The sequence below is a fragment of the Pseudomonas sp. Os17 genome, from assembly GCF_001547895.1.
Classification (GTDB): domain Bacteria; phylum Pseudomonadota; class Gammaproteobacteria; order Pseudomonadales; family Pseudomonadaceae; genus Aquipseudomonas.
Genome location: NZ_AP014627.1, coordinates 2,920,792 through 2,942,536 on the forward strand (window position 1 = coordinate 2,920,792; position 21,745 = coordinate 2,942,536).

Below are 21,745 nucleotides of genomic sequence, written 5' to 3' on the forward strand. Positions count from 1 at the left end.
GCCCGGCTACTGCCCGGCACCCACCCGTTGCACCTCCGGGAACAGCTGGCCCAGGGTGCTGCGGGCCTGGGCCGCATTCAGGTAGGCGTAGAGCAGGTCGGTCAGGGCTTGGAAATCCAGGCGCTGGCCATCGAGCATCGGGTTGAACAGCCACAAGCGCACGCGCATGCCGGCGGCCACCGGCCAGGCGTGGGGCGCGGCCAGGGATTTGAAGCAGGCCGGCGCCAGGGTCGGTGCACGGCTACCGGCCATCACCGAGAACACCAGCCCCAGGCTCAGGTGGCGCTGCTCCAGTTCGAAACCATCGAAACATACCCAGGGAGTGGGTTCGGGCGCATTGGCGAACTGCAGGGTGTCGGGGGTCAGCGCCAGCACCTGCTGGCCATGCCGCCGACGCAGGGCTTCGGCCGCCGCCAGGCCCACAAGCCCGGCGCCCAGCATCAGCGCCCCGGGCAGCCAGAACCACAGCTGGGCAGAGCGCAACTGCCAGGCCGAAGGCAGGCTGGCCAGCCAACCGCCCACCAGCACCAGCAGCAGGGAAAGCAGGGCCAGCATGACTGCTTGCCCAAGAGAGCGCTCACGAATCTCGCAACGGCGCTGGGGGCCATCTGCATCGGCCTGCAGTTGCAGCAGCAAGGCTTCTTTTTCGGCGTTATCCACGGCCTTGCAACTCATCCAGCTGCTGTTGTGCATTAGCCGCCTGGCAGTAGGCATCCAGAAGCGCGGCGATGTCATCGATGGCCAGTTTGCGCCCCGCGCTCATCAAGCCGGCGGAATGAATGCGAATGTGGGGTTCGGGGCTGTGGAACGCCATGGCCTGGTTGCCGAACACCTGGCGCACGGGCCTGTGGGTCGGCAGTGGGCAGCCCGGGCGCAGGGTCAGCTGCTGCAGGGTCAGCAGCCCCTCATCCTTGACATGGACATCCACCACGTCCGTCAGGTTGACCGGTGCACTCAGGGAATCCACGAACAGCTGGCGTCGGGTCAAGCGCATGAAGGCATGCTGGCCAGCGTGGCGATGCTGCCAGGTCACCAGGGCGAACAAGGCGGTCAGAAACAGCCCGCACAGCAGCATGCCGGTCTTGCCCTGGTGGATGCCCCAGGCCAGCATCGCCAGGGAAATCAGGGTGAACAGCGGCCCCAGCACCTGATAACGGCGCGTATTGGTGAATTCGCTCTGCTCGGGCACACGCTGGATCACCTGCTGGAGCTGGGTGATCACCTGTTCGCGCTGAGCGTCGCGAGATGCATCGGGTTGCAGCGATGAAGTCATAAACAAGTCCTTGATTCACAGAAAACAAAGCGGTCGAGCGCCTGGGTGCCGGCGCTCCCCCAGGGCTCACCGGGCCTTGAGGTAGTCGGTAAGGAACGCCTGGGCATCACCCTGGCTCGACAGGTTCTCGTCATAGCGCACCCGCACCGGCGCGGCTTCACCCGGCAGGTACAGCTCGCCCCAACCCTCCTGGAGCACCAGCACCACGAATTTCTGCCCGTCGACGGTCGTGGCGTAGCGGGTATCCTTTGCGGTCTTTTCCACGGCCATTTTCTGGATGCGCAAGTTCCAGTCGTGATCCACGTCCGCCACCTGCACCAGGGCCTGATGCTCACTGCGCTCACCGATGCGCAAGGTCCAGACCTTCACCCCCTGCTGGCCGACATAGGCCGCCAGTTTATCCGCCACCTGGGGCCGCTCATCGGCCTGGACCAGACCGCTTCCCAGGGCCAGCGCCATGGCCCACACGGCCGTCCATTTGCAATAAAACTGCATGGTTCAAACTCCTGACATCTGAAAAAGCCGCTCATTGAAGTCGGCACCTGCGGCCCTGCCAAGCGCTTTGGCCGTCATTCACAAGAAAAATTCCGACGCTCACAACCACCGCTGCGCAAAGTGTGAGTGAGTTACCATTGGCCGCCGTAGCAACCCCACCCATGGACCCGCTTTGCCGATGGAATGCTGGAACCCCTACCTCGATACACAATTCTGCTTCGACCGGCCGGTTGGCCTGGCCCGCGCCGGGGTGTTCGACCCCAGTGCCCGGCGGGTGATGGGCAGCGCCGTCGGCCACTATCGCGCCCGTACCGTGCGCCCGCACTTGCAGTACTTCGACTGCAACCTGCAATTCCCCGATCCGCTGCGCATCCACAAGGTGTTGCCCGACAGCCTGTGCATCGTCCAGGTGCTGGCCGGGCAATGGCAGCACCGGATCGACGGCCAGCTCCACCACTACACCCCCGGCGCGCCTCAGGCCCTGGGCCTGAGCGAGACCATGGAAGCGCTGGACCAGATGCCCGCCGGCAGCCACGCCCGCATGGCCGGCCTGCGCATCGCCGGCAGCTATTTGCGGGAACTGGCCGAGGAAGACCCGACGCTGCAGCCCTTGCTTAGCCTGCTGGACGACGGCATCCGCTTTCGCCAGTTTCAACGCTGCCGGGCGCTGGGCAGCTTGCTGGAGCGGCTCTACCAAGCGCCGTACCAGGGCGCCCTGCAACGCCTGCACCAGGAAAGCCTGAGCCTGGCGGTGCTGGTGGAACTGGCGGTGCACCTCCAGGGCCAGCGCCCTGCGGCGCCCACGGTGCGCGGGCAACTGGACCTGGCCCACGAAGCCCGCCGCCAGCTCGACGCCCACCTGCTGGACCCGCCCGGCAGCCAGGCGTTGGCCCAGCAACTGGGGGTAGGGGAGACCACCCTGCGCCGCGCCTTTGCCCAGGTATTCGGCCAGTCGATGCTGCAGTATGTGCGGCGCCAACGCATGGAGCTGGCGCGCACCCTGTTGCGCCAGCGCAAATGGCACGTGGCGCAGATCGCCTACCGCCTGGGCTACGCCAACCCGGCCAATTTCAACCACGCCTACAAGGCCCACTTTGGCCATCCGCCCGGCGCGGAAGGCTAGCGCAGGCGCACCCCAGCCCCTTGAGGAACAACCCCCATGAGCCAATTGACAGCACTGATTGCCCAAGCCAAAGCCGGGCTATCGGTCCAGCAAGACATTCCCCAGGAACGCTGGGAGGCCATCGCCACCCAGTGCGGCGCCGAGGAAATCGCCGAAATCAAAACCCGCATCGCCTCACTCAAGGCCGCCCGCGAAGCGGTGGAAGACTGGGACGGCGACACCCGGGATGACCTGTACTTCGCCATCGCTGATTTTACCCGCCTGCTGGAACTGGCCACCGCCCACGCACAAGGTGAATGAACCTGCCGGCTGAGCGCACAACGGATTATGTCGAGAGCAGCGAGGGCGCCGTGCGCCCACGCAACCATCTAGGCAACGGCACACCTGAGAGGAACAGCCCCTGTTTAACGAACTAGTGTTTTTGCCCGAAGGCCCCGACCAGGGCTCCGCCTACCTCGGCGGCAACCCCTACCTGCCTGAGTCCATCCCGTGGCCCACCGACTCGATGGGCGCGCCCTTGCTGCACCTTGCCAGCCTGCCGGCCAGCGTTATCAATCGATACCTTGCCGGCATGCAATTAAATGAGGAGCTGGTGGTTTCGCTGTTTACGCCTTACTCAATCGTCAGCGACACCTACATCGAGCAGGCCATGCAAGAGGGCGGCAAGGTGCTGGCCTACAGGCCCGCGGCGCGACAGGTGGATGGTTACGGACAGCCCATCACCCCGGCGCGGCGAATCGCAGTGATTGAAAATCCGGGTCAGGACAGCGACGAAAACGGCCTGGCCAAGATCGCCGGAATACCCGCCTGGATTCAGGGTCAAGAGACACGCCCAGGCTTGAACTATGTGCTGCAGATCAACAACTCCCGGCTGAACAGGGCCGCTCCAGGGCACAAGGGCATTTTGGTCGGCGGAACCGGCTATCTGCTATTGAAGCAAGGCATTGATGACGAAGACCTGATGGCCGGGGTCCTGATCATCCAGAGTTCATAAGAAAGGGGGGGCGGGTCCTCAGCGTCATGAGCCTGGACCGGTTTGATCTGCGTTGAGAGGGGGGCACACCGAGTAAAACGACAACGCCTCCCTAGGGAGGCGTTGTTGCAGAGCGGTCGCGGCCGCCAGACGCTTTACTGCGCCTTGAGGTACTCATTGAGAAACGCCTGGGCATCGCCATAGCTGGACAGGTTGCTGTCATAACCCACCTTCAGCGGCTTGGCCTCACCCGGCAGATGCAGCTCGCCATAGCCTTCCTGAAGCAGCAGCACCACGAACTTCTGCCCGTCCATCTGAGTGAAGTAACGGGTGTCGCGGTCGGTTTGCTCCACGTTCATTTTCTGAATGCGCATGTTCCAGTCATGGTCGGCGTCTTCCACCTGCACCAACGCCTGATTGGCGCTGCGCTCACCGATGCGCAAGGTCCAGACCTTCACCCCGTGCGGCCCGGTGTAGGCCAGGATCTTGTCCGCCACCTGTGGCCGTTCCTCGGCCTGGGCCAGCCCGATTCCCAGTACCCACGCCATGACCCATGCGGCCGCCCAACGGTAATAAAGCTGCATCCTTCTAGCTCCTGAACATAAAAAGGGGCGCTCATTGAAGCCGACCCGTGCGGCGCTGCCAAGCACCCGAGGCAACAGGCGGGATAAAAAAGGCCTTCGTGCACACTCTTTGCGCCCCCGGCTAAATACAGGTCGCAACCGTGGCAAGGCAAAACGTCGCCAGCGGTAGTCTAGGACGACCACCTGGGAGACTTTCGATGATTCGACGCGCGTGCTTGGTCGCTCTAATGACAATGACTGCATCAACCGCCTTTGGCGGCCCTGGCTACGATCATCTCTATGCTTTCGGTGACAGCTACTCCGACAACGGTGCGGGTGAAGCCTTCACTCGAACAATGGCCGCGCAGAAGGTCAAAGATGCACAGGCGCTACCCGGTTCGTTGTATTGGCAGGGACGCTGGAGCAATGGTCCCACCGCGGTCGAGCACTTGGCGCAGGCCTTGAAAATCTCCTTGACCGACTACGCCATTGGCGGCGCCAAAAGCGGCAACGGCAACTACTACGCCTGGATGCAGCCCTCTCGCGACACTGGGGTTTTCGGCCAAATCGCCGATCACCTGAAAGCCGCTAAAACACACAAAGCGGATCCGGATGCGCTGTATTTCATTTTCGTCTCAGCCAACGATTTTTTTGAGTGGGCCGACTTCTCGCACCCAGAAACGATTGACGTGCTTGGCCAGAACAGCGTGGCGAACATACAGAAGAGCACCGAGACGCTGATCGCAGCAGGGGCGAAACACGTGCTGGTGGTGGGGACCACGGATTTGAGCCATGTGCCGGCTGTGGTGCAGGGCAATCAAGTCAAGAACGCAACGCAATACCAGCAGATACTCGAACAAAAACTGCCCGCCGTGCTGGCAACACTGGCTAATGCCCATCACGTGAGCATTGGTTACTTCGACCACCTGGCCTTCAGCAACGCGCTTCGCGCGGCACCCGAGGTGGCGGGCCTGAAGGATCTGGATACCCCGTGCCAAGCCACCTACCCGGACGTCAAACCCGTGTGTGCGGATCCGGATAGCCATTACTACTGGGATGAGTGGCACCCGACCCGCAAAGTCCACAGCCTGGCCGCCGAGGCGATGCTTGAAACGTTAAAAGCGAGCCGTTGAGGTTCGCTATCCGCCCATAGCCGGTCAGCACTGCCCGGCTATCGAGCCCATGTACATGCGCGCCGGAACTGAAACTGCGCTGGCCCGGGTGGTTGCCGTGTTCGGTGCGGCGCAACCGCACTGTGCTTATCTGTTTGCTAACCGCCGCGCCAATCGCATGAAAGTGCTGGTGCATGATGGGTTTGGCATCTGGCTGGCTGCTCGCCGATTGAACCAAGGCAAGTTCCACTGGCCAGGCATTCGCCAAGGCCCTGAACTCGAGTTGAATACCGAGCAACTTCAGGCCTTGGTGTTGGGTTTACCCTGGCAACGCATAGGCAGTGGCGGTACGCGTTCATCGACTTCTTACGGATCAACTCCGGGAAGCCAGGCAAGGGGCCTGTGTGTCGTTATTTGCAGCGGCAACGAAAGAGCGATGAATTGTGTCTCAATCCGCACGCGCCCCTGTGAGTCGGTGCGTTCCCCTAGAATCACCGGCAGCCTCCTGCAACGCGCGAGAGCATCAGCCACACTTATGTGCAGCAATTTAGCGATGACGCGCGCAGCATCTCGGATGCGATCAGCCGGACACGTATCCAGCTGAAGATCGTATTCGGGAAAAAAGTCGCGTGAAATGCCTGGCAACGGCTGTTGATCCACGCACCGACCACTGTAGAACTCACCCCGATCTAGAAAGGCGTCTCGCTCGGCGTAGTGTTCAAGCGCAGCGGCATAGTCCTCAAGTTGTGAGAGCGGCTGCTGACGCTTCTGTACGCTCAGTACATCTACAAAGTCGGCAGCTTCAAGGCAATACGAAAGGCCGTGTGCTACGGCAAAGGCCGGCATTTGCTCACCGTTCTCGCCGGGTACGCTATTCGATTCTTCCTCGGGCGAAGAAAGGTAAAAGCGAGCTTCGATCAGCGGTGCCCCGTCCTTGACATAGACCCATGAATAGCGGCTCCAGACATCGTTATTGCTATCACAGGTCGCAAGGGCTTCGATAACGTCACGAAGACTCAAAAGTAAAAGCATGTTAAAAATTCCCTCCACCCAATGCACCATATTCTACAGAGCCAATTAAGGTGTCCCACAGCTCTCTGAAGGTTGTTCATGCCTTGACAATGCCATCAGGATGGGACGGCCAGACGCATACTGTGCTTCTGCACGACGCTGGCAATCGAAGCGCCGGGTTGGGCGCATTCTTGGACAACCTGGGCCTTGAAGGATTTGGAATAGGAACGGCGTTGTGGCTGCATGGAAAGACCCGCTTAAAAGGCTAGAGAGGGTGTCCACTTAAATTGAGGTGTACACCATCGCCTTTGGCGTCGGGGTCAGGAAGATGTGTTGCCCAGACGCTTACCGATAAAGTGACCCACCTCAAAGCGCCTGACGCACAAGCTGCGCCTCTGCACATTCCAGCCCGCGATCGCGCCCCGATTCAAAGGCTGCATTTTCAGGACGAATACCCCTATGAGCCAACTCACCGCACTGATCGCCCAAGCCCAAGCCGGGCTGTCGGTCCAGCAAAACATTCCCCAGGAACGCTGGGAGGCCATCGCCACCCAGTGCGGCGCGGCGGAAATCGCCGAGATCAAAACCCGCATCGCCTCACTCAAGGCAGACAGGGAAGCCGTCGAAGACTGGGACGGCGACACCCGCGATGACCTGTATTTCGCCATCGCCGACTTCACCCGCCTGCTGGAACTGGCCAGCGCCTACGCACAAGGTGAATGAACATGCCGGCTGAGCGCACAACGGATTATGTCGAGAGCAGCGAGGGCGCCGTGCGCCTATGGAGAGAGTAGGGCAGTGCCATTCATCTCAAGGCCTGCACCGAACACAACGACCCCGTGGAACTGACGGCAGAACAGGCCCTGGAACTGGCCCAGGCACTGCAACGTCTGGCCAGCCGCCTTGCGGACTGAAAGCAGCCCCAAGACCCGCGCCCACGCAACTACCTGGGCAACGACACACCTGAGAGGAACAGCCCCTGTTTAACGAACTAGTGTTTTTGCCCGAAGACCCCGACCAGGACTCCGCCTACCTCGGCGGCAACCCCTACCTGCCTGAGTCCATCCCTTGGCCCACCGACTCGACGGGCGCCCCCTTGCTGCACCTTGCCAGCCTGCCGGCCAGCGTTATCAATCGATACCTTGCCGGCATGCAATTGAATGACGAGCTGGTGATTTCGCTGTTTACGCCTTACTCAATCGTCAGCGACACCTACATCGAGCAGGCCATGCAAGAGGGCGGCAAGGTGCTGGCCTACAGGCCCGCGGCGCGACAGGTGGATGGTTACGGACAGCCCATCACCCCGGCGCGGCGAATCGCAGTGATTGAAAATCCGGGGCAGGACAGCGACGAAAACGGCCTGGCCAAGATCGCCGGAATACCCGCCTGGATTCAGGGGCAAGAGACACGCCCAGGCTTGAACTATGTGCTGCAGATCAACAACTCCCGGCTGAACAGGGCCGCTCCAGGGCACAAGGGCATTTTGGTCGGCGGAACCGGCTATCTGCTATTGAAGCAAGGCATTGATGACGAAGACCTGATGGCCGGGGCCCTGATCATCCAGAGTTCATAAGACAGGGGGCGGGCCCTCAGCCCACGAGGGCAAATCCTTGGGATCGAAGCGCTCGCGGGTGTCCATCTGAATATTGCGCAGGCTCGCGGTTTGCTGCTGGCTGGCGTACAGCGACTCGGCAGAATAACTGATCAGCAGCGAACGCCGGCGCGCGCCACTGGGGTTGCGGCAGGCCCCGTGCACCAGATCGACATCGAACAGCAGAATGTCCCCCGCAGCACCGGACAGCTGCACCGCGCGGGATTCATCGGCGAAGTCGAACGGCGGCTCCTGCGCACCGGGGCGATGACTGCCGGGAACCAGACGCGTCGCCCCGTTGTGCGGCCCATAGTCGTCGAGATAGACGATGGCATTGACCACATCCCCCGGCCGTTGCACCGACAAGTCACGGTGCAACACCTGATGACCACCCCCGGCCACGGGCTCACGGCCCTCCACCTGGGACAGATAGAAACGCTCGCCGATCAACTCGCCCACCACGGCCAGCACCTGGGGCAAGCGGCACAGGGCCTGCACCTGTGCATCCGTATCCAACTGCGAATGGCGCCAGTCCCAGCCTCGGGGCACAGGCCATTGATCCGACGGCTTTACCCCGGCATCGAAGGTGGCGCGCAGGTCCGCCAGCCAGTCGAGCGGGATGGCTTGGCGCAGCAGGGTATAGCCATTGCGGTGGAGCTGTTCGCAGGCGGTCATGGGGGGCTGGATATCCTTATCTGCAATAACGTGCCGAGCATACCTGCGCGCCAAAGCCCTGGACATAACCGGCGACGGTTTAGCCATTGCCTCAACGCGAACAGCCGCCTAGTCTGCTGCGGTCGCTGCAAAATCAGCGACCGGGCCTGAGAACCCGATCAGATGCAGGCACATTGTTGATCAGGGAGTTTCAATCATGTCTGCCGGTAATCTGTGTGAAGTTTGCTGCCGTTCCTTTCGCCTTCCTCCGCTCAAAAACCTCTGCTGCCAGACCTTGGCGGGAGGTGCACGGTGAGCCATTCAAACTCCATCAAAACCCAAGGTTTTGTCACCTTTGGCCAATGCGCCGATCCTGAACTAACGTTGTTTCGCGTCAATGCGGATGTGCCTTTGCAGCAGGCGCTGGAGCAGGCTTCGACGCTGTTGTACTACGCCAAGAAACTTGCACTGGATGCAGCTATGGAAGAACAGGGGGAGCGGTATGCGTGGGCTGCGTATTTTTTGGCGGAGATGGGGAAGGCGGTGATTGATGATGTGGGGTTGGGATTGGGGGGAGGTGGGAGTGAGATAGGGGGCTGAGTTAAGTCAATATGGTACGAGGTGACTAGGAGCGCTGCTTATTGCTGATTGATAAGCGGCGTTTTTATGACTAGAGGGGCTAATAGAAGTCATTCGCAATCTGCGAACCTAAGTCGTTCACAGACTCAAGAGATTACCTCCTCACCCCTACCTGACCCGGATTCCCCTTTCGGCACAAGGGAAGTAAGATGAGCAAATCGCGTGATGGCTTTTTGGTATCTCTATGGCTGTGATCTGATGCTACACGAGATATAAGTACCCAGAAGTAAGAAATATAAACAAAAATACAGGATGTATATGTCTAGATTAATTGCAGTAAAATCCCACTCTCATTTTCAAGGTAATACTGGAGTAGTTATACCGCTAATAATTGAAGAGGATGGGAAACCTCCTAGAGAGGTGTATTCAGAAGAGTTCGAAAATGGAAATAAAATTTTCATTGCAGATGAATATCAGGCAAAGATTGACGACAGCTACAGGGAAGATGAGTTATTTGTAATAACTGCGTGGAGTGAGACAGATAAAGATGATTGGAAAACCACAACAAGTAAGCAGAGATATATATCATTTAGTAACTTGATTAGGCCGCTTGAGAAAAGTTCATATCTGCCTATTATTGACATGGTGATGCCTGATATAAGCACGGGCTCAGTAGAGTCAATTCCGAATTCCGGGCTTAACAATACACACTTTATGATCCGGAACGGAGGATTTATAAGTGGCCCATTTACCGCGCAACACAATGGTTCCGCATGGAGTGTCTCACCAGTACTCACTAACACACCACTCTCATTGCAAACACATAACATTGCACAGTTTACAGAAGGTGACTTGTCTTCAAGCGGATTGATAATAACTACAAAACTAAATGGAGTTACACGGAGCTACCTATCTTCACTTGAGCGTGCAAAGCATGTTGAGCACGATGTGCAAGACTATATTTCAGATTCGGGTCTTATAACTTATTATACAAAGAATGGTTTTGGAAAAAATGATAAAAATAGTCTCTCCAGAACAGAGGCAGGCAAGCTGAAAGCTGCAGTAGAAGCTTACAAGAAGACTAATAAAGCAGTTGAAAATAACGACAGGCTTAATCGCCTCAAAGAAATTCTAGATAGTTACCTTAGCTCCGAGGGTGTCGGTCTTGAAGTTATTGATGGCTATTTAAATAACACACAAAATGGGAGAGAGTTTCTAGAAAATTTTGTTAGGCAAAATAGAGATATCCTCTTAAAGGATAAGGCTGAAGAGCTAAGGAAGAGGCTGGAGGAACAAAAAGAAAGGAATGATCTTGAGCTTTCAAAGCTTTCTTCTGAGATTGAGCAAAGAAAACAGGAGTTAAAGCTAGAAGAGAACAAAGTACTAAATCAAAGAAGGATTTCGGAGCAGGAAATTGAAGAAATCAAGAAAAAAACAGCTGCTCAAATTAAAGAGGACTCATTGAAGGGGCAGGAGGAGCTAAAAGAAGAAATACGCCAATTAGAAAAATTCAAGGAGGATTTGCAGAGTGGGGTGGATGCAATAAAGTTAGAGTTTTCCCAGCTCACCGAAACATTAAAGTTGCCAAAAGAAATACAACATATTCAATTCACTCTGGAGGATAGAAAGAAACAAATATCCGAACTTGAGCGCACAAATTATGATCTCGAAAAGTTAGTCGAAAGACAGATGGCAAAGCTTTCGTCTCCTGACTTAAGTATAGTAATGTTAGAGCACAAAACTATCAGTCAAATTCTAAGTGGGCAAAAAACCACTTATAATCCGAAAATAAAACCATATTTTCCCAAGATAGCGGCAAAAGAATTAGATGATAATGCTCGGGGAGACTATATCGAATGCCTCAAAAAGCACCTTGAAGGTGATGATGGTCGGCAGTTTAATTTTGACGAAGTTGGTAATCTTGTTATAACTGTTATGCAATCGTTTTTAACTGTTCTGGCTGGTCCTCCTGGAACGGGTAAGACATCTACAGTCACTAGATTGGCAAAGCATATGGGGCTGATCAATCCAGATAACTCTGACTCCGAACAATTAAATAGATTTCTCAACATCCCTGTCGGAAAAGGATGGGTGTCTAACCGAGATTTGATCGGGTTCTGGAACGGTTTAAAAAACATATACCAGCCTTCGCGCTCTGGATTGTATGAGTTCATGCGTGCAGCAGAAGTTGAGAGTGGCGAGTTATCTAACGATCTCCTGAATATGGTGCTGCTTGATGAAGCTAATCTGTCTAGCATTGAACATTACTGGAGCGATTTCCTAACATTAAGTGATACCTTCAACAATAGCGACAATAGAATAAATTTGGGAATTCAAGGCTCGGAACATCAGTACTTAACGATACCGAAGAGCTTGCGTTTCATCGCTACAATTAATAGTGATGAAACTACTGAGCGTTTGTCACCAAGATTGCTTGATAGAGCGCCAGTGATATCTCTAACTCACTGCCAGTTCTCTCTGCCAACTGCTAATGAATTTGAATCGTTATTTGCTGGCTCAGTACCGTACAGCTCTCTTCACAAAGCTTTCAATCCAAATGACATTACATTTGCTTTAAGTGATGCTGAAGACAATAACTTAAAATCTATAATCACAACGCTTTCGTCTGGGCACAATCGAACAGCGCCGATACATATAAGCCCACGAAAAATTCAATCGATTCATAAATATTGTAAAACTGCGAATGAGCTGCTGTTTCAAAGGTACCAAGCCATGGACTTTGCCATTGCGCAGCACATACTCCCAATAATAAATGGGTACGGAAAAGGCTATAGAGATAAGTTGGTTCAGCTTCATCAGAAGCTAGGGGATTACAATTATGAAATATCACGTAATCTTCTCGGAAATATTATCGAGCAAGGCGATGAGCTGACAGAATCATACTCATTTTTCTGAGGGTCTTGATCGTGCTTAAACTTGAATTCCTGTCTGGTACCCGAAAGGGTGAACAGGCGATATTGAACATAGCTTCAGACGAAGCTACTTCACGGCCCCAAATACGTGAAGATGACGTCATAAAGTTTACAGCGACTCTTGATCGGGAAGCTAGAGTTAAGCTAGTTCTCCATGAAATACAAATGTACGCTACAGGTCGAAGGCAAGAAGGTGAGAGCTGGATATATGAGTGGTCGCCAGGCTTAGGTGAATATAGACACCATTGCTTTTTTCAAAACTACTATGGCCTTGCTTCATTAGATCTTCTTATTGAAGACTTTGAAATATCGCATCCTATATCTGAATATTCATCAATTGTACCTTCAGGTAGTAAGGAACTCATTGAGTATCAAGAAATCGAGGTTCTTGCAAAGAATGAGAATGCATCGCGCGTCGACGCTATGATCAGTTTTCTTAGTTCGCAAGATTCCAATCTTATTGCGAGCGTGTTCCGTGTAACTCGGCTTAGGGCCGGCTTTATAGGCGATGAAGGTCGTTCAGATAGCCAGTACTTAGATAGAATAGAGAAAAGCACTAAAGACCTGGAACGAGTTACAAGAGCTCTATTTAAGAGTCCGATCGTAAAATCTAGAGCGCAAACTCGCCTAGTCGTTCCAAACGAACACTCAGTCCCTGATGATTCGACAATTTGTTGGATTAACGACAATACCAGTGAAGTCTATCAAACAGATGACCAGCTCTCGTCTTTCTTTGAGATTGATGATGTTCACTTTAATGCTAATAAGATTCTAGAAACATACGTAACTACTAGTAGTGACTGCTATGAGAATAGAGTCGTGCATGGATATGTGGTTTTATTAAAGCGAGCAGTGAAAGCTATTCTCGATTCAATGAAATCACGAAAGCATGTTCAAGATAAAGAGCCGCCGAAAGGTTATGCATCCTTTTTTACTCAAATCAATAAATACTCTGCAATAATAAACAAAAACAAAATTCAACGTTGTTCAGATCTTGATCTCCGCTTAGGCGCGATACTGGCAAAATTAAAAAAGCTGATACCTGTCAGTGTACTTTATCTTGGGGTCCCACAACTTACACCAAAGGCGAAATCCAATCCTGCTTACAGAGAGATATTTGTGCGCATGATTGAATTTATGCGCTTTGGAAAACCAAGCTGGGATGTGAATGATGAGTTGCTTTCTATTACTTCAGTGCCTAAGTTGTTTGAGTATTATTGCTTGTTTGTTGTTAGAGAAAAAATAGAGCATTTTATTTCAATTGAAGATAGCACTCGTAGTGCGATCAACGAGATCACGGATAATATTTCGAAGTTTAGCTATGCTTTCCGTGAGCTAACGATAAATTTGCTTTATGAACCGTCTTATTGGACTCACGGTCATCATAATTCGTCAAGTGCGCAACTGATAAACAGTGAGGCGTGGACTGGATCTAAACTCCAAAAATTTAAATACCGTTCGGAGCCGCTTGTTGATTTCAGTATTGGTAAGCGAGGAACTACAGGGCCTCATGCACGCCGTAGTCCAGACTTAGTGATTCAAGTAGAAGCGCCCGGTCGTAAAACGTTGTCAATAATTATTGATGCTAAATATACAGGGAATGAAAAAGCATTTTTAGATCATCTTCCAGCTTTGACAATGAAATATGTTCACGGCATACATGATAAGGTTACCGGGCATCAGCAAACTGTAGCACTAGTCATTATCAATCCAACTAGCGACACTCAAGAGAGAACGCGGCACTTTCACTCGGAAAACTATTCAATTCACGGAGGTTCGCCTGTAGTTCCTGCACTGCTCGTAAGCTCTTTGGACTTTATGACAGCTGAACTACATACGTCAGACTTTCACAAAAATATCAATAAGGTGCTGGAGTTGGTTACAAGTATGCAAAGCGTTAGCGAAAAGGAGAAGATAAAGCTATCCATTGTGGCGTGATCGAGCACAATTAAACAGTCAGATCTAACAGGCTCTGGCTGTTTACTGTCTACGGTGTGATGTGATCGCGCTACTTTTCACATATATCATCTGATGTGTCTCCTAGGGTGATCTATTGTGTGCAGTTGCGAGTGTTGCGCAATGTGTTGTCATAAGGGGCGTCTTTTAGCCGGAAGCAAAATTCAGTAATGCGCACGAACATGCTAGCCCACTGGCTGAAGTGGCAGCAGAAGAGCAGACATCCTCTACGCCAATCCAAATGCTTTTTAACTAAGCACTGTTTAAGGAAGCAAGCATGGATGTTGAAATCACCAAATTCAGAAAATTGCTAGAAGCCGGGCGGCGTTACCTGGGAGGCGCCACCACCCTCGCTGAACTAAACGGTCGAGTCAGGGCAACGCTGGAGGCCGGACGCTTCTGGGGAGCAGCAGCGCCACTCATGGAAGTCGCCCGAGACTGAGAACACATGATTAACTGCGTCTGGAATGAAATGGGCGAGCAACCCGCTCCACTGACCGAGGCCCAGTTCAGCGAGTGGTTGCGGCAGCAGTTCTACTTCCCAGTCCGTGACAGCTAGTTTTCAGTAAACGAAAGAGCGGTGCATTGCGCTTCCGCTCAGTCGCTCCCTCAAAACGTCGGCGGCGTAATCACCCACAACACCACCGCATCCTCCTCCCCAGGATTCCCATACTTATGCGGTTCCTGGCTGGAGAAACTAAAGCTATCCCCCTCACTCAACTGAAAATACCGTTCCCCCACCCACAGCTCAAAGCTCCCCGACAGCACATACCCGGCTTCCTCGCCCTCATGGCTGTAACTCTCCTTGCTGTACGTCCCCGGCGGAAAGCGTGAGTGCAAAAACTCCAGCTGCCGGGTCGGTTGCGGGGTCAACAGCTGATCAATAATCCCGTTTTCATAATTCACCTGCAGCCGCTGTTTCTTGCGCACGACATAGCCCTGATCCTCGGGCGCGGTCTGGGTTTCGCTGGCGAAGAACCATTGGATGGTCACGCCCAGGCTGCGGGCGATGTTGAACAGGGCGGGGATGGAGGGGTAGGCGAGGTTGCGTTCCAGTTGGCTGATGTAGCCGGCGGTGAGTTCGCTCTGCTGGGCCAGTTCACTCAGGGTCAGGCCGCGGCGTTTGCGCAGGCCGCGGATGCGGGTGCCAAGAAACTGTGGGCCGCCAGGGGCTTGGTTGTCGCTGCCGGGCTCGGGCGGCGTCTTGCTGCTTTGATTCATGGCGGGCTCCAGGCCTGGAAGGCGGGCGCGTCCGGGCACCCGTCCTGCAAAAGCCCTGGAGTATAAAGCAGCCTCAAAGCGCCCAGGCGACTTTCAAGCCTTCATGGATGGCTTCTTCCACGGTGCGCGGTGCCAGGCAGTCGCCGATGCGTTGGAAGGGCACCAGGCCTTTGAGTTGTTGGCCGAGGTCGTCCACGGATTGGTGGCCTTGGCACAGCACCAGGCTGTCGACGTTCTCCAGCAGCATGGGTTCGCCGCTGGCGGTGTGTTGCAGGTAGACGGTGCTGTCGTCGCAGCCGTAGAGGCGGGCGTAGGGAATGATGGGGATCGCCAGTTTGTGCAGTTCGCCGGCCATCTGGTCGCGCACGTACAGCGGCAGGCTTTCGCCGCAGTGGGTGCCGTTGACCGCCAGTTGCACCTGGTGCCCGGCGCGCACCAGGCGCTCGGCGATGCCGGGGCCGATCCAGTCGCAGCGCCAGTCGGCCACCACCACGCTGCGGCCCAGTTGCACTTCATCGCGCAGTACTTGCCAGGCGTCCACCACTTGCAGCTCGCCGCCGCGTTCGAAGTTCGGCCAGTAGGGTTGGGCGCCGGTGGCGATGATCACGTGGTCGGGGTTTTCGCGCTCGATCAGGGCGCGGTCGACTCGGGTGTTGCGCACCACTTCGACACCGGCCAGTTGCATTTCCCGTTGCAGGTTGGTGCTGGCGCCGCCGAATTCGCTGCGCCGGGGCAGCAGTTGCGCCAGTTGGATCTGGCCGCCCAGTTGCGCGCTGGCTTCGTAGAGGGTGACGCGGTGGCCGCGTTGCGCGGCCACCGCAGCGGCTTTCATCCCGGCCGGGCCGCCGCCCACCACCAGGATGCGTTTGCCGCGGGCGCTGGGCTTGGGCTGGCCGTAGAGCAGTTCGCGGCCGGTTTCCGGGTGCTGGATGCAGGAGATCGGCAGGCCCTTGTGGAAGTGGCCGATGCACGCCTGGTTGCAGGCGATGCAGGCGCGCACGTCATCGCTGTGGCCGCGCTCGCTCTTGTTGGGCATCTGCGGGTCGCAGATCAGCGCGCGGGTCATGCCGCACACATCGGCCTGGCCCTTGGCGATGATGGCCTCGGCTTCCTGGGGCTGGTTGATGCGTCCGGTGACGAACAGCGGTATCGACAGCCCGGCCTTGAAGGTGCCGGCTTCCCGGGCCAGATAAGCCGCTTCCACCGCCATGGGGGGGACTATGTGCACCGCGCCGCCGAGGGAGGCGGAGGTGCCAGCGACGATGTGCACGTAGTCCAGTTGCCCTTGCAGCAATTGCACGGCGGCCAGGGATTCGTCTTCGGTGAGGCCTTCGGGGTCGCGTTCGTCGGCGGAAATGCGCAGGCCGATGATGAACTCGGCATCGGTGCTGGCGCGCATGGCGTCGAGGATTTCCCGGATAAAGCGCAGGCGCTGTTCCAGCTCGCCGTTGTAGCCGTCGGTGCGGCGGTTGACCCGCGGGTTGATGAACTGCGCCGGCAGGTAGCCGTGGCTGGCCACCAGTTCCACGCCGTCCAGGCCGGCCTGATGCAGGCGCCGGGCGGCGTCGGCGTAGCCCTGGATGATCTCGTCGATCATGGCCTGGTCCAGGGCCCGGGGCATGACCCGGAAGCGTTCGTTGGGCACCGCCGAAGGGGCGTAGGCCACCGCCAGCAGGCCGTCGGCGGACTCCATGATTTCCCGCCCCGGGTGGAAGATCTGCGACAGCACCACGGTGCCGTGGGCGTGGCAGGTTTCCGCCAGGCGTCGGTAGCCGTCGATGCAGGCGTCGTCGGTGGCCATCAGCACGTGGCTGGTGTAGCGCGCGCTGTCGTGGACCCCGGCCACCTGCAGCACGATCAGGCCGACGCCGCCTTCGGCCCGGGCGCGGTGGTAGGCAATCAGCTGTTCGTTGACCAGGTTGTCGGTGGGCATCGAGGTGTCGTGGCCGCTGGACATGATGCGGTTCTTCAGGCGTTTGCCACGGATCTGCAAGGGTGCGAACAGGTGCGGGAAGGCGCTGGTCATTGCGGTGACTCCAGGCGGGCCAAGGGCAGGGGAGCACAGCCTTGGCGTTGTTATTGTTGACCTATCAAAATTTACCGCCAGTAAAAAATCAACTTGTTTTTTTACTAAGGCTTGCCGTAGCTTTGGTTTGCGCCCGCTTTTGGCGCGAACCTCACAACAATAAAAAAGGGCCGTGCCGGCGCCTGCCGGTGTGGCACCGCGACGAGGATTCACAGATGAAAGCGCTCACCCGCAAGCACGGTTGTTCTTTCCTGGCTCTGAGCCTGGCCCTGGGTTTGTCCCTGGGCCAGGGCACTGCCCAGGCAGCCCCCGACATGGTGGTCGTGGCGTACGGCGGAGCCGGACAAAAAGCCCAGGACGTGGCGTTGTTCCAACCCTTCAGCAAGGCCGATGGCAGCAAGCTGATCCAGAGCGAATACAACGGCGAAATGGCCCGGATCAAGGTCATGGTCGACACCGGCAACGTCGATTGGGACCTGGTGCAGATCGAAGGCCCGGACCTGATGCGCGGCTGCGAGGAGGGCATGTACGAGCCCCTGGACTGGAAGGCCCTGGGCCGTGCCGAGCAGTTGATTGCCGACGCCGCCCAGCCCTGCGGTTCGGCGGTGCTGGTGTGGAGCGTGGCCATCGCCTACGACCGCAACAAGCTGGCCAAGGCCCCGGCGTCCTGGGCGGATTTCTGGGACGTCAAGCAGTTCCCCGGCAAGCGCGGCCTGCGCAAGCGCGCGGTGTACAACCTGGAGTTCGCGCTGATGGCCGACGGGGTCAAGGTCGAGGACGTGTACCAGGTCCTGGCCACGCCGCAAGGGGTGGAGCGGGCCTTCGCCAAGCTGACCGAACTCAAGCCCTACATCCAGTGGTGGGAAGCCGGGGCCCAGCCGGGGCAGTGGCTGGCCGCCGGTGATGTGGTGATGACCTCCACCTACAGCGGCCGCATCGCCGTGGCCGCCCAGGCCGGCGCGCCGCTGGCGGTGGTCTGGCCCGGCAGCCTGTACGGCATGGACTACTGGGCGATCATCAAGGGCTCGAAACACGTGGATCAGGCCAAGCGTTTCATTGCCTTCGCCAACCGCCCCGAGGTCCAGGTCGACTACGTCAAGCAGATCCCCTATGGCCCGACCAACACCCTGGCCGCGGCCAAGCTCGACCCGGCCCTGGCGCAGTGGGTGCCGACCTCGGAACAGAACCTCAAGGACGCCCTGGCAATGAACGTGGAGTTCTGGGTCGATCATGGCGAAGAGCTGGAAGAGCGCTTCAACGCCTGGGCCAGCAAGTAAGCGCACCGGGCTGGACGCCTGCGGGCGTCCGGTCCTATTGTTTGCCCGCCCAGATTGCCCCACCCACCCGCCTGGAGGACTCCAACAATGAACAATATCGCTCCCAGCCCCCACGCCAACGCCGAGCGCAGCGCCACCGAACAGCGCCTGCGGCAAGAGCTGGCGGCCTGCTACCGGCTGATCGCGCACTTTCGCATGACCGACCTGATCTTCACCCACATTTCGGTGCGCCTGCCCGGGCCCGAGCATCACTTTCTGATCAACCCCTACGGCCTGATGTTCGAGGAAATCACCGCCTCCAACCTGGTGAAGATCGACCTCAATGGCGAGGCGGTGGAGCCGTCGCCGTACCCGGTGAACCCGGCGGGTTTCGTGATTCACAGCGCCATTCACGGCGCCCGCGAAGACGCCCAATGCGTGCTGCACACCCACACCAAGGCCGGTTGCGCGGTGGCGGCGCTCAAATGCGGCTTGCTGCCGGTGAACCAGATCTCCATGGAGTTCTATGGCCGCGTGGCCTACCACGACTACGAAGGCGTAGCCCTGGACCTGGGCGAACAGCAACGACTGGTGGCTGATCTGGGCGACAAGAGCGTGCTGATGCTGCGCAACCATGGCCTGCTCACCGTGGGCGAAACCGTAAGCCAGGCGTTTTTGCGCATGTACTACCTGGAGAAAGCCTGCGAGATCCAGCTGGCGGCCCAGGCGGCGGGGGAGATCGTCCTGCCGCCGGACGCGGTCTGCGCCCACACCGAACGCCAATTCAACGACCCGGGCCGGCCACTGCAGGAAGGCGAACTCAACGACCCGGACGCCATGCAACTGGCCTGGGCAGCGTTGCTGCGCCTGCTGGAGCGTATCGCCCCCGACTACCGCGCCTGACCACACCTGGGTTTGTATCTACCTGTAGCCGCTGCTGAGCCCTGGCGAAGCTGCGAAAAGGCCCGCAGGGCCTTGCTTGGCGATCGCCAGCCGAACTTGTGTCGTCTTCAAGATCGTTGCGTCCCTGCGGGCCGTGCGCAGCCTGCGGCAGCGGCTACAGGGACCGCGCCGTTTGTTGTGTTTGTCACGGTGCTCCCGGCTTTGTCATGTGTAGCCGCTGCTGAGCCATGGCGAAGCTGCGAAAAGGCCCGCAGGGCCTTGCTTGGCGATCGCCAGCCGAACTTGTGTCGTCTTCACGATCGTTGCGTCCCTGCGGGCCGTGCGCAGCTTGCGGCAGCGGCTACAGGGACCGCGCCGTTTGTTGTCTTTGTCACGGTGCTCCCGGCTTTGTCATGTGTAGCCGCTGCTGAGCCTTGGCGAAGCTGCGAAAAGGCCCGCAGGGCCTTGCTTGACGATCTCCAGCCGAACCTGTGTCGTCTTCAAGATCGTTGCGTCCCTACGGGCCGTGCGCAGCCTGCGGCAGCGGCTACAGGAAGCGATGCGGCTTGGGCGGTCACACAAACGCTGGATCGCCACGAAAGGCCTGTTGTACAGTCGTTCAGTTTCAATTTCCCGCCACTGTCCAAGGAACCCGCCCCATGAGCCAGGAAGCGCGCTTTTCCCGTCTGGAACCCGACCTGCGCAAGGCCGAGCTGATCGAGGCGACCCTGACGTGCCTCAAGCGCCACGGTTTTCAGGGCGCGTCGATCCGCAAGATTTCCGCCGAGGCCGGGGTGTCGGTGGGGCTGATCAGTCACCACTACGCCGGCAAGGACGAGTTGGTGGCCCAGGCCTATCGGGCGGTCACTGGGCGGGTCATGAACCTGCTGCGCGAGGCCATGGAGCAGGCCGCCCCCGATCCCCGGGAGCGGTTGTCGGCGTTCTTTCGCGCCTCGTTCTGCGCCGAACTGCTGGACCCGAAGCTGCTGGACGCCTGGCTGGCGTTCTGGGGCGCGGTGAAGACCGCCGAGGCGATCAATCTGGCCCATGAACATTCCTACGGCGAGTACCGCAACGAGCTGGCCAGCCTGCTGACCCGGCTGGCCGGGGAGCAGGGCTGGGAACGCTTCGACGCCGACCTGGCGGCCATCAGCCTCAGCGCCTTGCTCGACGGCCTGTGGCTGGAGTCCGGGCTCAACCCCGGGACCTTCAGCCCGCAGCAGGGCGTGCAGATCTGCGAAGCCTGGGTCGAGGGGCTGCTGGCCAGCCGGGGGCGCGGTTTCGTCAGGCCGACATAGGGCTGTTGATCGGTTGTTCAGTAATGGCTAGGCTGCTGCGCACAGGGTTCCTTTTCCAATAAAAATAATCAGGAAACAGGCGATGACTCCTCGGGTTTTGATCGTCGACGACGATCCGCTGATTCGCGAACTGCTTCAGGCTTATCTCTCTCAGGAAGGCTACGACGTGCATTGCGCCGCCACCGCGGAGCAGGCGGAGAGCTTTCTCGGCCAGCACACGGTGGACCTGCTGATGCTGGACATCCGTCTGCCGGGCAAGGACGGCCTGACCCTGACCCGGGAACTGCGGGTGCGTTCGGAAGTGGGGATCATCCTGATCACCGGGCGCAACGACGACATCGACCGCATCGTCGGCCTGGAATGCGGCGCCGACGACTACGTGATCAAACCCCTCAACCCCCGCGAGCTGGTGTCGCGAGCCAAGAACCTGGTGCGCCGGGTACGCCATGCGCGCCAGTCCCAGCCCCAGGCCGGCTGCCCGAGTCCGGTCAAGCAGTTCGCCGACTGGGCCCTGGACACCGACCGCCGTCGGCTGATCGACCCGCGCGGCGGCGAAACCCTGCTGACCCACGGCGAGTACCAGTTGCTCAGCGTGTTCCTGCGCAACAGCGGCCACACCCTGAGCCGCGACCAGTTGATGGACCAGATCCGCAACCGCGAATGGGTGCCCAGCGACCGTTCCATCGACGTGCTGGTGGGCCGCCTGCGGCGCAAGCTGCACGACGACCCGGCCGAGCCGGAGCTGATCATCACCATCCACGGTGCCGGTTACCTGTTCACCGCCAGCGTGGCCGCCTGA

23 protein-coding genes and 1 pseudogene are annotated in these 21,745 nt (G+C 57.7%); 15 read left to right on the plus strand and 9 right to left on the minus strand.

What is annotated here, in order from left to right; genetic code table 11:
• Nucleotides 1–6: 6 nt before the first annotated feature.
• The 3 genes from POS17_RS13270 to POS17_RS13280 form a co-directional block, all read right to left on the minus strand.
• On the minus strand, nucleotides 7–660 hold the full coding sequence (locus POS17_RS13270) for a hypothetical protein (RefSeq protein ID WP_231979031.1): 654 nt from the start codon (nucleotides 658–660) through the stop codon (nucleotides 7–9).
• The gene (locus POS17_RS13275; RefSeq protein ID WP_060838976.1) at nucleotides 653–1,273 is read right to left on the minus strand and encodes a hypothetical protein; all 621 of its coding nucleotides are present in this window, start codon (nucleotides 1,271–1,273) and stop codon (nucleotides 653–655) included. The genes POS17_RS13270 and POS17_RS13275 overlap by 8 nt, the downstream gene beginning before the upstream one ends.
• A gap of 66 nt (nucleotides 1,274–1,339) precedes the next feature.
• Nucleotides 1,340–1,768, minus strand: coding sequence for a hypothetical protein (locus tag POS17_RS13280; protein ID WP_060838977.1), 429 nt, complete (start codon nucleotides 1,766–1,768; stop codon nucleotides 1,340–1,342).
• A gap of 178 nt (nucleotides 1,769–1,946) precedes the next feature.
• On the opposite strand from POS17_RS13280, the gene POS17_RS13285 reads away from it, so the two are divergent.
• The 3 genes from POS17_RS13285 (at nucleotide 1,947) to POS17_RS32045 (ending at nucleotide 3,885) form a co-directional block, all read left to right on the plus strand.
• The gene (locus POS17_RS13285; RefSeq protein ID WP_060838978.1) at nucleotides 1,947–2,891 is read left to right on the plus strand and encodes a helix-turn-helix transcriptional regulator; all 945 of its coding nucleotides are present in this window, start codon (nucleotides 1,947–1,949) and stop codon (nucleotides 2,889–2,891) included.
• Between the two features lie 36 nt (nucleotides 2,892–2,927).
• Nucleotides 2,928–3,191 (plus strand): hypothetical protein, encoded by a 264-nt coding sequence (locus tag POS17_RS13290; RefSeq protein ID WP_060838979.1) that lies wholly within the window; start codon nucleotides 2,928–2,930, stop codon nucleotides 3,189–3,191.
• A 121-nt stretch (nucleotides 3,192–3,312) separates the two neighbouring features.
• Nucleotides 3,313–3,885, plus strand: a complete 573-nt coding sequence (locus POS17_RS32045; protein WP_197662857.1) for a DUF1963 domain-containing protein — start codon at nucleotides 3,313–3,315, stop codon at nucleotides 3,883–3,885.
• A gap of 134 nt (nucleotides 3,886–4,019) precedes the next feature.
• Here POS17_RS32045 and POS17_RS13300 read toward each other — a convergent pair whose 3' ends face one another.
• Nucleotides 4,020–4,448 (minus strand): hypothetical protein, encoded by a 429-nt coding sequence (locus POS17_RS13300; RefSeq protein ID WP_060838980.1) that lies wholly within the window; start codon nucleotides 4,446–4,448, stop codon nucleotides 4,020–4,022.
• Between the two features lie 197 nt (nucleotides 4,449–4,645).
• Here POS17_RS13300 and POS17_RS13305 point away from each other — a divergent pair, with 197 nt between their 5' ends.
• Both POS17_RS13305 and tnpB read left to right on the plus strand, forming a co-directional pair.
• Complete coding sequence (locus tag POS17_RS13305) at nucleotides 4,646–5,560, plus strand: SGNH/GDSL hydrolase family protein (RefSeq protein WP_060838981.1); 915 nt, start codon at nucleotides 4,646–4,648, stop codon at nucleotides 5,558–5,560.
• 49 nt (nucleotides 5,561–5,609) lie between these two features.
• A pseudogene (gene tnpB, locus POS17_RS32295) lies at nucleotides 5,610–5,864 on the plus strand (IS66 family insertion sequence element accessory protein TnpB); the annotation flags it as partial.
• A gap of 41 nt (nucleotides 5,865–5,905) precedes the next feature.
• On the opposite strand, the gene POS17_RS32300 reads toward tnpB, so the two are convergent.
• Together POS17_RS32300 and POS17_RS32700 are read right to left on the minus strand one after the other, a co-directional pair.
• Nucleotides 5,906–6,571 carry a DUF7716 domain-containing protein gene (locus tag POS17_RS32300; RefSeq protein ID WP_060838982.1) on the minus strand — a complete coding sequence of 222 codons (666 nt, stop codon included), beginning with the start codon at nucleotides 6,569–6,571 and terminating at the stop codon, nucleotides 5,906–5,908.
• Between the two features lie 95 nt (nucleotides 6,572–6,666).
• Complete coding sequence (locus tag POS17_RS32700; protein ID WP_148654954.1) at nucleotides 6,667–6,795, minus strand: transposase; 129 nt, start codon at nucleotides 6,793–6,795, stop codon at nucleotides 6,667–6,669.
• A gap of 214 nt (nucleotides 6,796–7,009) precedes the next feature.
• Here POS17_RS32700 and POS17_RS13315 point away from each other — a divergent pair, with 214 nt between their 5' ends.
• Both POS17_RS13315 and POS17_RS31700 read left to right on the plus strand, forming a co-directional pair.
• Nucleotides 7,010–7,273 carry a hypothetical protein gene (locus POS17_RS13315; RefSeq protein WP_060838983.1) on the plus strand — a complete coding sequence of 88 codons (264 nt, stop codon included), beginning with the start codon at nucleotides 7,010–7,012 and terminating at the stop codon, nucleotides 7,271–7,273.
• 277 nt (nucleotides 7,274–7,550) lie between these two features.
• Nucleotides 7,551–8,123 (plus strand): DUF1963 domain-containing protein, encoded by a 573-nt coding sequence (locus POS17_RS31700; RefSeq protein ID WP_197662858.1) that lies wholly within the window; start codon nucleotides 7,551–7,553, stop codon nucleotides 8,121–8,123.
• Here the strand turns inward: POS17_RS31700 and POS17_RS13325 are convergent.
• The gene (locus tag POS17_RS13325; RefSeq protein ID WP_060838984.1) at nucleotides 8,118–8,816 is read right to left on the minus strand and encodes a phytanoyl-CoA dioxygenase family protein; all 699 of its coding nucleotides are present in this window, start codon (nucleotides 8,814–8,816) and stop codon (nucleotides 8,118–8,120) included. The two genes, POS17_RS31700 and POS17_RS13325, sit on opposite strands and share 6 nt — an antisense overlap.
• Before the next feature lie 291 nt (nucleotides 8,817–9,107).
• On the opposite strand from POS17_RS13325, the gene POS17_RS13330 reads away from it, so the two are divergent.
• The 4 genes from POS17_RS13330 to POS17_RS32050 all read left to right on the plus strand — a co-directional run bounded on the left by POS17_RS13330 (nucleotide 9,108) and on the right by POS17_RS32050 (nucleotide 14,705).
• Nucleotides 9,108–9,395, plus strand: coding sequence for a DUF3077 domain-containing protein (locus POS17_RS13330; RefSeq protein ID WP_060838985.1), 288 nt, complete (start codon nucleotides 9,108–9,110; stop codon nucleotides 9,393–9,395).
• A gap of 297 nt (nucleotides 9,396–9,692) precedes the next feature.
• Nucleotides 9,693–12,290 carry a hypothetical protein gene (locus POS17_RS31705; RefSeq protein WP_148654956.1) on the plus strand — a complete coding sequence of 866 codons (2,598 nt, stop codon included), beginning with the start codon at nucleotides 9,693–9,695 and terminating at the stop codon, nucleotides 12,288–12,290.
• 11 nt (nucleotides 12,291–12,301) lie between these two features.
• Nucleotides 12,302–14,245 carry a DUF2357 domain-containing protein gene (locus POS17_RS31710; RefSeq protein WP_148654957.1) on the plus strand — a complete coding sequence of 648 codons (1,944 nt, stop codon included), beginning with the start codon at nucleotides 12,302–12,304 and terminating at the stop codon, nucleotides 14,243–14,245.
• A gap of 295 nt (nucleotides 14,246–14,540) precedes the next feature.
• Complete coding sequence (locus tag POS17_RS32050) at nucleotides 14,541–14,705, plus strand: hypothetical protein (protein WP_159426421.1); 165 nt, start codon at nucleotides 14,541–14,543, stop codon at nucleotides 14,703–14,705.
• Between the two features lie 167 nt (nucleotides 14,706–14,872).
• On the opposite strand, the gene POS17_RS13340 is transcribed toward POS17_RS32050, so the two are convergent.
• On the minus strand, nucleotides 14,873–15,484 hold the full coding sequence (locus POS17_RS13340; protein WP_060838987.1) for a cupin domain-containing protein: 612 nt from the start codon (nucleotides 15,482–15,484) through the stop codon (nucleotides 14,873–14,875).
• 73 nt (nucleotides 15,485–15,557) lie between these two features.
• The gene (locus POS17_RS13345; RefSeq protein WP_060838988.1) at nucleotides 15,558–17,510 is read right to left on the minus strand and encodes an oxidoreductase; all 1,953 of its coding nucleotides are present in this window, start codon (nucleotides 17,508–17,510) and stop codon (nucleotides 15,558–15,560) included.
• Between the two features lie 215 nt (nucleotides 17,511–17,725).
• On the opposite strand from POS17_RS13345, the gene POS17_RS13350 reads away from it, so the two are divergent.
• The 4 genes from POS17_RS13350 (at nucleotide 17,726) to POS17_RS13365 (ending at nucleotide 21,745) form a co-directional block, all read left to right on the plus strand.
• Complete coding sequence (locus tag POS17_RS13350) at nucleotides 17,726–18,787, plus strand: ABC transporter substrate-binding protein (RefSeq protein ID WP_060838989.1); 1,062 nt, start codon at nucleotides 17,726–17,728, stop codon at nucleotides 18,785–18,787.
• 87 nt (nucleotides 18,788–18,874) lie between these two features.
• Nucleotides 18,875–19,669 (plus strand): class II aldolase/adducin family protein, encoded by a 795-nt coding sequence (locus tag POS17_RS13355; RefSeq protein WP_060838990.1) that lies wholly within the window; start codon nucleotides 18,875–18,877, stop codon nucleotides 19,667–19,669.
• Nucleotides 19,670–20,307: 638 nt separating this feature from the next.
• Entirely contained in the window at nucleotides 20,308–20,946 is a 639-nt protein-coding gene (locus POS17_RS13360) for a TetR family transcriptional regulator C-terminal domain-containing protein (RefSeq protein WP_060838991.1), read from the plus strand.
• An 82-nt stretch (nucleotides 20,947–21,028) separates the two neighbouring features.
• Nucleotides 21,029–21,745 carry a response regulator gene (locus tag POS17_RS13365; RefSeq protein WP_060838992.1) on the plus strand — a complete coding sequence of 239 codons (717 nt, stop codon included), beginning with the start codon at nucleotides 21,029–21,031 and terminating at the stop codon, nucleotides 21,743–21,745.

What these genes read in the sequence shown, in the direction of transcription:
- POS17_RS13275 (WP_060838976.1), bottom strand. Translation starts at nt 1,273, where the DNA reads ATGACTTCATCGCTGCAACCCGATGCATCTCGCGACGCTCAGCGCGAA.
- POS17_RS13280 (WP_060838977.1), bottom strand. Translation starts at nt 1,768, where the DNA reads ATGCAGTTTTATTGCAAATGGACGGCCGTGTGGGCCATGGCGCTGGCC.
- POS17_RS13285 (WP_060838978.1), top strand. Translation starts at nt 1,947, where the DNA reads ATGGAATGCTGGAACCCCTACCTCGATACACAATTCTGCTTCGACCGG.
- POS17_RS13290 (WP_060838979.1), top strand. Translation starts at nt 2,928, where the DNA reads ATGAGCCAATTGACAGCACTGATTGCCCAAGCCAAAGCCGGGCTATCG.
- POS17_RS13300 (WP_060838980.1), bottom strand. Translation starts at nt 4,448, where the DNA reads ATGCAGCTTTATTACCGTTGGGCGGCCGCATGGGTCATGGCGTGGGTA.
- POS17_RS13305 (WP_060838981.1), top strand. Translation starts at nt 4,646, where the DNA reads ATGATTCGACGCGCGTGCTTGGTCGCTCTAATGACAATGACTGCATCA.
- POS17_RS32300 (WP_060838982.1), bottom strand. Translation starts at nt 6,571, where the DNA reads ATGCTTTTACTTTTGAGTCTTCGTGACGTTATCGAAGCCCTTGCGACC.
- POS17_RS32700 (WP_148654954.1), bottom strand. Translation starts at nt 6,795, where the DNA reads ATGCAGCCACAACGCCGTTCCTATTCCAAATCCTTCAAGGCCCAGGTT.
- POS17_RS13315 (WP_060838983.1), top strand. Translation starts at nt 7,010, where the DNA reads ATGAGCCAACTCACCGCACTGATCGCCCAAGCCCAAGCCGGGCTGTCG.
- POS17_RS13325 (WP_060838984.1), bottom strand. Translation starts at nt 8,816, where the DNA reads ATGACCGCCTGCGAACAGCTCCACCGCAATGGCTATACCCTGCTGCGC.
- POS17_RS31705 (WP_148654956.1), top strand. Translation starts at nt 9,693, where the DNA reads ATGTCTAGATTAATTGCAGTAAAATCCCACTCTCATTTTCAAGGTAAT.
- POS17_RS32050 (WP_159426421.1), top strand. Translation starts at nt 14,541, where the DNA reads ATGGATGTTGAAATCACCAAATTCAGAAAATTGCTAGAAGCCGGGCGG.
- POS17_RS13340 (WP_060838987.1), bottom strand. Translation starts at nt 15,484, where the DNA reads ATGAATCAAAGCAGCAAGACGCCGCCCGAGCCCGGCAGCGACAACCAA.
- POS17_RS13345 (WP_060838988.1), bottom strand. Translation starts at nt 17,510, where the DNA reads ATGACCAGCGCCTTCCCGCACCTGTTCGCACCCTTGCAGATCCGTGGC.
- POS17_RS13350 (WP_060838989.1), top strand. Translation starts at nt 17,726, where the DNA reads ATGAAAGCGCTCACCCGCAAGCACGGTTGTTCTTTCCTGGCTCTGAGC.
- POS17_RS13355 (WP_060838990.1), top strand. Translation starts at nt 18,875, where the DNA reads ATGAACAATATCGCTCCCAGCCCCCACGCCAACGCCGAGCGCAGCGCC.
- POS17_RS13360 (WP_060838991.1), top strand. Translation starts at nt 20,308, where the DNA reads ATGAGCCAGGAAGCGCGCTTTTCCCGTCTGGAACCCGACCTGCGCAAG.
- POS17_RS13365 (WP_060838992.1), top strand. Translation starts at nt 21,029, where the DNA reads ATGACTCCTCGGGTTTTGATCGTCGACGACGATCCGCTGATTCGCGAA.